We start from the raw sequence: 7,501 nt of genomic DNA, 5'->3' as shown, positions 1-7,501 counted from the left end.
CGTCGGGAGCGGGCAGCCAGCACTCCGAGGGCGAGGAGGGTGAGCGAGACCAGCGGCAGCCAGAAGCCGAGGGTGTCGAGGAGGCTGTAGAAGTTTTGGGCCTTCGTCACCGCGTCCGAGGTGACGAGCACGAACGAGGTGTCGACCTCGGGGAGCCTCTCGGCCACCGAGTAGCCCGAGTCGACGAGGCGCTTCTTCACCTCGGCGACGATCGGGGCCAGGTTGATCGTGACCTCGTTGCCCTGGGCGCTCACCGCGCCGCCCTGCTCACCGGAGAGCAGGCGCACCACCGCGGTGTGGGCGGTGCGGTTGGCCTGCACCCAGGCCTGGGCGAACTGGTCGCTGGCGACCACCTTGTCCACCGAGGACCGGATGAAGCTCTCGATGCCGTTGTTGAGCGGGACCGAGAGGGCCTGCAGGCCGGCGACCGCACGGGGCGACAGGTCCTGCTGGGCCAGGCCGTCGATCACCTCGGAGGTCAGGGTGGGCACGTCGAGCCTGTCGAGCACCGCGGTGCTGACCTGCTCGGCCACGGCCGCCTGCACCGCCGGGTCGTCCGCCAGGGGCGTCACCGTGGCGACGTACCGGTCGGCGTCGGAGATCTGCCGGTCGGCCCAGACCGCGGTCACCGCCAGGGGGGCGAGGACGCACGCCACGACGATGAGCGTGGCCGATACCGTCGCCCGCCACCGGTGGTGCTCCGCACCACCGGGTGGCGGGACGGACGGCGAGGAGCGCTCCGCCTCCAGCTCGGCGACCCGTCTCCGCAGGATCTGCAGCTCGCTGTCCTCGGACGGGACGCCGGACCCGGTGTCGGTCATGACCGTCGGATGTGCCTCGTCGAGCCTGGCTCAGGCGTTCCAGCCGCGGGCGTCACGCATCTCCTTGCCGTGGACGGTGACGGCCCAGATGACCAGCACGTCCATGACGATCATGATCGTCGACCAGATCGGGTACGCCGACAGGAACGCGATGTTGAGGATGGCACTGCCGAACGCGAACAGCACGCAGACGGCTCGCGCCCACATCTGACCGGCCAGCAACGCGCCGCCAGCCACCGCGAGGAGGATGCCGGCGATCAGGTGCACCCAGCCCCACGTCGTGTAGTCGACGTGGACCACGAGCTCGTTGGGTCCCACGAGGTAGTACTCGTCGCGGAAGAGCCCGACGAGTCCCTGGATGGCGTGCAACGAGCCCAGCAGCATCATCATCATGCTCGCGAAGGCGATCCATCCCACCCACAGGGTCGGGCTCTCCGCCCAGTCCTCGGAGCCCGCACCCGGCGTTGCCTGGGCCGACCTGGAGCGAGTGTGGGACGAGACACCAGCGTTGCGATCAGTCATGGTCAGTCCTTTCAGAAGGTTCCACCAGCGTGATCTCGCGGCACCGCCGCAGCCTCATCCTCCGAGGATGACCGGGGAGCCGGTACGGCGACCGCGGGCGGGTGCGGGATCCAGTCGTAGACCACCCGCGTGCCCAGGAGGAGGTCCTGGAGCGAGCGGTTGGAGCGGCTCCACCCGCACCACAGGAGCCCGATCGGCACGAAGGCACAGATCGCCGCCCGCACCAGGGCGGTCCACAGGCGTGGCCGACGACCGCGCCGATCCACGACGCTCAGTCCCATGACGTGACAGCCGTAGCTGCGGCCCGTCACTGCCCAGCAGACGGTCAGGTAGACCACGGTCACGCCCCAGGCCATGGCCAGGCTGAACAGCAGGTTGGTGGCACGGAACGTGAAGGCCCGCGGGTCGATGAGGAAGAGCAGGCCGTTGAGGCCGAGGTACATCGCCACCAGGACCACGCCGACCACCGCGGCGTCGACGATCGCGGCGATCGAGCGCGTCACCAGACCCGCGTTGCGGCCCTGGAACGCGCGGGCCTCCGCCGGCACGGCGGAGAGCGGCGGCTCGGTCACGTGCCGCCGTCCAGCCTCGGCTCCGGCACGGTGCGGTGACGTCCCCGCAGACGGAGTCGGTCGACGGCCCGCGCGACGGCCTCGTCACCCGAGACGCTCTGCATGCGGACGCCGCGGACGGTGCTGGAGGCGACCGACCCGGTGGAGTCGCGGATGATGCCGGGGAGGTCTATCTCGACGATGACCTTCTCCACGAGCGTCACCAGGTCCAACCGGTCGGTCACCGCGTCGATGTCCAGCCGCGCCGCGACCGCGTCCACGTCCAGCCGTCCGGCCACGGCGTCGACGTCGAGGCCCGCCACGAGGCTGTCCAGGTCGACCACCCGGGCCACCAGGGGGGTCAGGTCCACCCGCGTGCCGATCTCCTCCAGCAACCGCCCCCCTGCCCACTGGGCCACCGCCTCGGCGGCGTGCAGGGCGGTACGTGGCGTGGGGAGGGCGTGGACCGCGGCCCGCGCCAGTCCGAGCATCTCGTCTCCCGCTCTCACAGGCCGAGGATCTTGGCCTTCTGGGCCGCGAACTCGGCGTCGGTCAGGAGGCCCCGGTCCTTGAGGTCGCCGAGGTCGCTGAGCTGCTGGAGCGGGTCGGCCGGCGCCTCCGGTGCCGGAGCGGCCTCGGGCGGCGGGTCGGCGTACTGCTGGTAGGCCTGTTGCTGTTGGGCGGCGGTCTCCGCGTCCCGGTCGGCGAACTTCGCGGCCTGTCGTCGCTGGACGCGCCCGTTGACGGCGCTGGCGGTCCCGGCGATGACTGCGGTGCGGGCCACGCCCCTGAGTAGTCCTGGCATCGTGCTCCTCCTCGTCCTCAGGCCAGCTCGAGCGCGTCGAGGGCCTCGGCCACGTCGGTGGCCGGAATGCGTTGACTGGCGATGACCTGGCCGCCGCTGCCCTGCGCCGCGGCGACGAACGGCGCGGCCCACGAGTTCTCGTAGATGATCAGGGCGGCCACCGTGTCGGGCTCCATGGCTCCGGCGGCCTCCGCCATGTCCGAGTCGCTGATGAGGCCCGATCGGGCGCCGGCGAACCAGCTGAAGCTCCCGACGCCGGAGGCCGGGTCGGTGAGCTCGAGCACCTCGACGGCACCGTCGCCGTCCTTGCTGATGACCGTCAGGTCATAGATCCTCACGGTCCCCTGCTCGACCAGGTCCCTCAGGGCCGGGCCGACCTCCCCGGTGAGCCCGCCGCGCGGGAACTCGAGGAGCAGGAAGTCCACGGGACCGTGGACGTCGGTTGTTGCGGCGGTGGTCACGTTGCCTCCTGGCTGGGCGTCGGCGGTCGACATCAGCCACGAGACTGCTCCGCCCGGACCCCCCCGGCATCATCCCTTTCGGGTGAGATCGCTCCTGAGCAGCAGGACCGCGGCCAGGAGGAACGACAGCGCCCCGAGGGCGGTGCCAGCGTTGGCCACCGCCGTCCTGGTCGAGGAGTCGCCGCCCGGCACGACGTACGCCGCGAGTGCCGCGACGCCGAAGGCGACGCACCCGGCGAGGTTCAGGGCGGCCATCGTCCCGTCCACGGTCGTCGGCGGCGGAGCCAGCAGCCGGCCCGCGACGGCGCCGTAGGCCAGGCATCCCGAGACCAGGAAGCAGATCGACCCGAAGGCATCCGGGCGCCACACCAGCTGGTCGTAGTCCGAGGAGTCCCAGCTCGTGCTGAGTGCCTGGAAGGTCGAGACGTTGAAGAACACGGTGCCCGCCAGCTGCACGCCGCTGCTCCACAGGTCGGTCCCGGTGTGCGTCGAGGCGAGCGTGTCGACGCACTGGACGCTTGCGGCGGCGGTGAAGAACAGTGAGCCGACGAAGAAGACGGCCGCGTCGATGCCCGGTCCGACGAGGTCGACGAACCCGGGGRGGGGGCCGACGAGGAAGCAGGTCGATCCCACGATGAAGAGGGCGGCCGTCCAGCCCTGTCGGGACCACCCCACGCTCGACCTCCGTCACGCTGTTCCCTGCTCTCGCCGCAGTGGACCACGAGGGCGACGGGCGGCTGGTCATCCGCACCGGGTGAGGCGCCCGGAGCGGAGTCGCGGGAAGGGTGGAGGTGGCCGCGACCACGTGGCCGCCCACCGACGCGGGCTCACCAGAAGGGGACACCATGGCTGTGTGGACGAAGCCGGACCAAGCGGCACCGGACCTGACCGTCGTACCGCGCTTCACCCGGGCGGGCATGGTCAACGTCCCGCGTGACCGGCTCCCCGACGAGCCGATGCTGCCCCAGACGGCGTACCAGGTGGTCCTGGACGAGGTKATGCTGGACGGCAACGCACGGTTCAACCTGGCGACCTTCGTGACCACCTGGATGGATGACGAGGCCGACCGGCTCTACGCCGCGACCGTCGACAAGAACATGGTGGACAAGGACGAGTACCCGCAGACCGCCGAGATCGAGGCCCGATGCGTCCGGATGCTCGCGGACCTGTGGCACGCCCCGGACGCCGCCACCAGCGTCGGCACCTCGACCACCGGCAGCTCGGAGGGGTGCATGCTCGCGGGGATGGCACTCAAGCGCCGCTGGCAGACCGCGCGACGGGCGGCCGGTGCCTCGACCGAGCGACCCAACATCATCATGGGCGCCAACGTCCAGGTCGTGTGGGAGAAGTTCGCCAACTACTGGGAGGTCGAGCCGCGCTACGTGCCGCTGGAGGGCGACGTGCTGCACCTCACCGCGGACCACCTGCTGGAGTACGTCGACGAGAACACCATCGGCGTGGTCGCGGTCCTGGGCTCCACCATGGACGGCAGCTACGAGCCGGTGCAGGAGATCTGCGCGGTCCTCGACGACTACGAGAAGAGCACCGGCATCTCTGTCCCGGTGCACGTCGACGCCGCGTCCGGCGGCTTCATCGCCCCCTTCCTGCAGCCCGACCTGGTGTGGGACTTCCGACTGCCCCGCGTGGTCTCCATCCAGGCCTCGGGCCACAAGTTCGGGCTGGTGTACCCCGGTGTCGGCTGGGTGCTGTGGCGCGACACCGAGCACCTCCCCGAGGACCTGGTCTTCCACGTGAACTACCTCGGCGGCGACATGCCGACCTTCGCCCTGAACTTCTCGCGCCCCGGCGCGCAGGTGGTGCTGCAGTACTACCAGTTCCTGCGACTCGGCCGGGAGGGCTACCGCGAGGTCCAGCAGTCCTGCCAGGACGTCGCGCGCCACATCGGTGACGCGCTGCGCGCGATGCCGGAGTACGAGGTCATCACCGACGGCAGTGAGCTGCCCGTGGTGACCTTCATGGTCAGCGACCAGGTCACCAAGTTCGACGTCTTCGACATGTCCCGCAAGCTCCGCGAGCGCGGCTGGCTGGTGCCGGCCTACACGATGCCCCCGAACCGGGAGGACATGGCGGTGCTCCGGGTCGTGGTGCGCAACGGCTTCAGCCACGACATGGCCGAGCTCTTCCTGCGGGACCTGGCCGTCGCGACCGAGTGGATGGACGACCTGTCCGCACCGATGCCGAACGAGGACCAGCCGAGCGGCTTCCACCACTGACCACGGGCAGTCGCCGTCACCCGCGCGGGTGACCCGTGCTGCCAAAGCGCCCCCGTCGATGCCGTTGCTGACCTACCCTCACGACGTCGACCGCTCGGGAGATGGGAGCAGGCCGGTGCCCGCGCAGGACCAGTGGGTCGTTGCCGACCCCTCCTTCGACCGGTACGCCCGTCTCGTCCGGCACACGATCGGGGTGCCCGTGGCGCTCGTGTCGATCGTCGAGACCGCCGACGGAGCGCCCCTCGTCATCGCCGACGCCCGCATCGACCCGAGGCTCCGCGACAACCGTGCGATCGAGGACCTGGACGTCGTCGCCTACGCCGGCTGGCCGCTGCACGACCACGCGGGGCGCGTCATCGGGTCGCTGTGCGCGATCGACGCCGAGCCGCGGGAGTGGACGGCCCACGAGCTCGCGATGCTCGAGGACCTCGCCGCCGCCTGCTCGGCCGAGATCTCCCAGCGCCAGCTCCGGCACCTCGCCGACGAGGGCATCGACTACGCCACCCAGCTGGTGTGGCGGGCCAACGTGCTGCTCAAGCTGAGCCACGCACTCACCGACACTCGCACCGTCACCGATGTCGCGACCGCGCTCGAGGACGTCGCGCGCGAGCATCTCGGCTGCCACCACGCCGTGCTGTGGCTGCACTCTGCCGCCGCCACGCTGGACGCGTTCGGCGAGCTCGGAGAGGACCACGACGAGCGCGGGGACCGCATGCTGCTGGTCGAGAGCAGGCGCGAGTGGGCGCGGGCCCGGCAGTTCATGGACGTGCCGGCCGACTCCACCACCCCGCTCGGAGACGTCTTCCACGCCCGCAAGCCCCTGTTCTTCCCCGGCCCCGACGAGCAGAACCTCGCCTATCCCGCGGTCGGCACCACGAGCGAGACCGGCGTCGCCCGGCTCTTCGAGCCGCTGGGCGTCGAGGGCCGGGTCTTCGGGGTCCTGGGCCTGCTGTGGCCCGAGGACCGGACGTTCAGCGACGACGACGCGGTCACCATCTCGGCGCTGGCGTCGTACACCGCATCGGCCGTCCAGCGGGCCCTGCTCCTGGAGGAGCGCGTCGAGACCGCGCGCATCCTGCAGAGCGCCCTGCTCACCACCCTGCCGGACGTGCCGGGGCTCCAGCTGGCCGCCCGCTACCGCCCGGCCGCCGCCCGCGAGCAGGTGGGCGGCGACTGGTACGACGCCCTGCTGATGGCCGACGGTACGACCGCGCTGGTGATCGGCGACGTGGTCGGCCACGACATGAAGGCGGCCGCCGACATGGGTCAGCTGCGGACCGCGCTGCGAGCCCACCTGCAGGCCGGCGACGGGTCCCCGTCCGCGACCGTCGAGCAGCTCGACCGGTCGCTGGAGTCGCTGGGCATCGACGCCCTCGCGACCCTCGTGGTGGCGCGGGTGGAGGACGGCCGGGTCCGGTGGAGCAACGCCGGTCACCCGCCGCCGCTGCTCATCGACCCCGCGGGCGACGTCCGGTGGCTGGAGACCGAGATCTCGCCGCTCGTCGGACTGGCGCCGGACCTCGCACGTCCCGAGGGCGACGTGGAGCTGCGACCGGGCTCGACCCTGCTCTTCTACACCGACGGCCTGGTCGAGCGCCGCGGCGAGGACATCGACGACGGCCTGGCTCGGCTGGCGCGGTCGGCGAGCGCGCGCCACCGCCTCCCGACGAAGCGACTGGTCGATGCGATCCTCGACGACCTCCTCGTGGGGCAGCTGAAGGACGACGTCGCCCTGCTGGCCGTGCACCTGGTCTGAGCCGGACTCCCGACGGCCGACCGGCGTCGGTGGTGCGTCGTACGCTCGCGGCGTGAGCGACGCGAGGTGGGACCGACGGCCCGTGCGCCGCGTCTCGGCCGGCCCGGACCTGCCGGACCTGACCGACGGGGCCGGCTGGCCGCGCACCGTGCCGGCGGTGGCCCAGCTGCTCTCCGAGGGCCTCGACCTGCCGGCCGGGGTCACCGTGCTGATCGGTGAGAACGGCAGCGGCAAGTCGACGCTCGTCGAGGCGATCGCCATGTCCTACGGGTTGTCCCCCGAGGGCGGCTCCGTCCATGCGCGCCACTCCACGCGGCGTACCGAGTCGGACCTGCACGAGTGGTTGCGGGT

At 71.4% G+C, this 7,501-nt stretch carries 9 protein-coding genes and 1 pseudogene; 3 read left to right on the top strand and 7 right to left on the bottom strand.

All coding sequences use genetic code 11. The features are described 5' to 3' along the window. The 7 genes and pseudogenes from ACXJKL_RS09895 to ACXJKL_RS09865 form a co-directional block, all read right to left on the bottom strand. A pseudogene (locus ACXJKL_RS09895) lies at positions 1-821 on the bottom strand (hypothetical protein); the annotation flags it as partial. A 30-nt stretch (positions 822-851) separates the two neighbouring features. Then, entirely contained in the window at positions 852-1,343 is a 492-nt protein-coding gene (locus tag ACXJKL_RS09890) for a DUF7144 family membrane protein (protein ID WP_457206889.1), read from the bottom strand. 11 nt (positions 1,344-1,354) lie between these two features. Further along, entirely contained in the window at positions 1,355-1,915 is a 561-nt protein-coding gene (locus tag ACXJKL_RS09885) for an RDD family protein (protein ID WP_457206888.1), read from the bottom strand. Beyond that, positions 1,912-2,403 (bottom strand): hypothetical protein, encoded by a 492-nt coding sequence (locus tag ACXJKL_RS09880; RefSeq protein WP_457206887.1) that lies wholly within the window; start codon positions 2,401-2,403, stop codon positions 1,912-1,914. Before ACXJKL_RS09880 ends, ACXJKL_RS09885 begins: the two co-directional genes overlap by 4 nt. After that, entirely contained in the window at positions 2,400-2,678 is a 279-nt protein-coding gene (locus ACXJKL_RS09875) for an SHOCT domain-containing protein (RefSeq protein WP_457206886.1), read from the bottom strand. Before ACXJKL_RS09875 ends, ACXJKL_RS09880 begins: the two co-directional genes overlap by 4 nt. Positions 2,679-2,716: 38 nt before the next feature. Then, positions 2,717-3,193: a DUF6325 family protein gene (locus ACXJKL_RS09870; RefSeq protein WP_457206885.1), complete on the bottom strand. Its 477-nt coding sequence runs from the start codon at positions 3,191-3,193 to the stop codon at positions 2,717-2,719. Positions 3,194-3,229: 36 nt separating this feature from the next. Further along, positions 3,230-3,835, bottom strand: a complete 606-nt coding sequence (locus ACXJKL_RS09865) for a hypothetical protein (protein WP_457206884.1) — start codon at positions 3,833-3,835, stop codon at positions 3,230-3,232. A 170-nt stretch (positions 3,836-4,005) separates the two neighbouring features. On the opposite strand from ACXJKL_RS09865, the gene ACXJKL_RS09860 reads away from it, so the two are divergent. The 3 genes from ACXJKL_RS09860 to ACXJKL_RS09850 all read left to right on the top strand — a co-directional run. Beyond that, a complete protein-coding gene (locus tag ACXJKL_RS09860; protein ID WP_457206883.1) occupies positions 4,006-5,394 on the top strand; it encodes a glutamate decarboxylase in 1,389 nt (462 codons plus the stop codon). A 115-nt stretch (positions 5,395-5,509) separates the two neighbouring features. Next, positions 5,510-7,150 carry a SpoIIE family protein phosphatase gene (locus ACXJKL_RS09855; RefSeq protein WP_457206882.1) on the top strand — a complete coding sequence of 547 codons (1,641 nt, stop codon included), beginning with the start codon at positions 5,510-5,512 and terminating at the stop codon, positions 7,148-7,150. A 52-nt stretch (positions 7,151-7,202) separates the two neighbouring features. Beyond that, positions 7,203-7,501 (top strand): AAA family ATPase (locus tag ACXJKL_RS09850; RefSeq protein WP_457206881.1); only part of this gene is annotated, 299 nt, incomplete at its 3' end.

The sequence above is a fragment of the Nocardioides sp. P5_C9_2 genome (assembly GCF_054049555.1).
This window is presented reverse-complemented; position numbering and strand designations above follow the sequence as displayed.

Bases quoted from the DNA above. Each gene is read 5' to 3' on its own strand.
- ACXJKL_RS09870 (WP_457206885.1), bottom strand. From the start codon at position 3,193: ATGTCGACCGCCGACGCCCAGCCAGGAGGCAACGTGACCACCGCCGCA.
- ACXJKL_RS09890 (WP_457206889.1), bottom strand. From the start codon at position 1,343: ATGACTGATCGCAACGCTGGTGTCTCGTCCCACACTCGCTCCAGGTCG.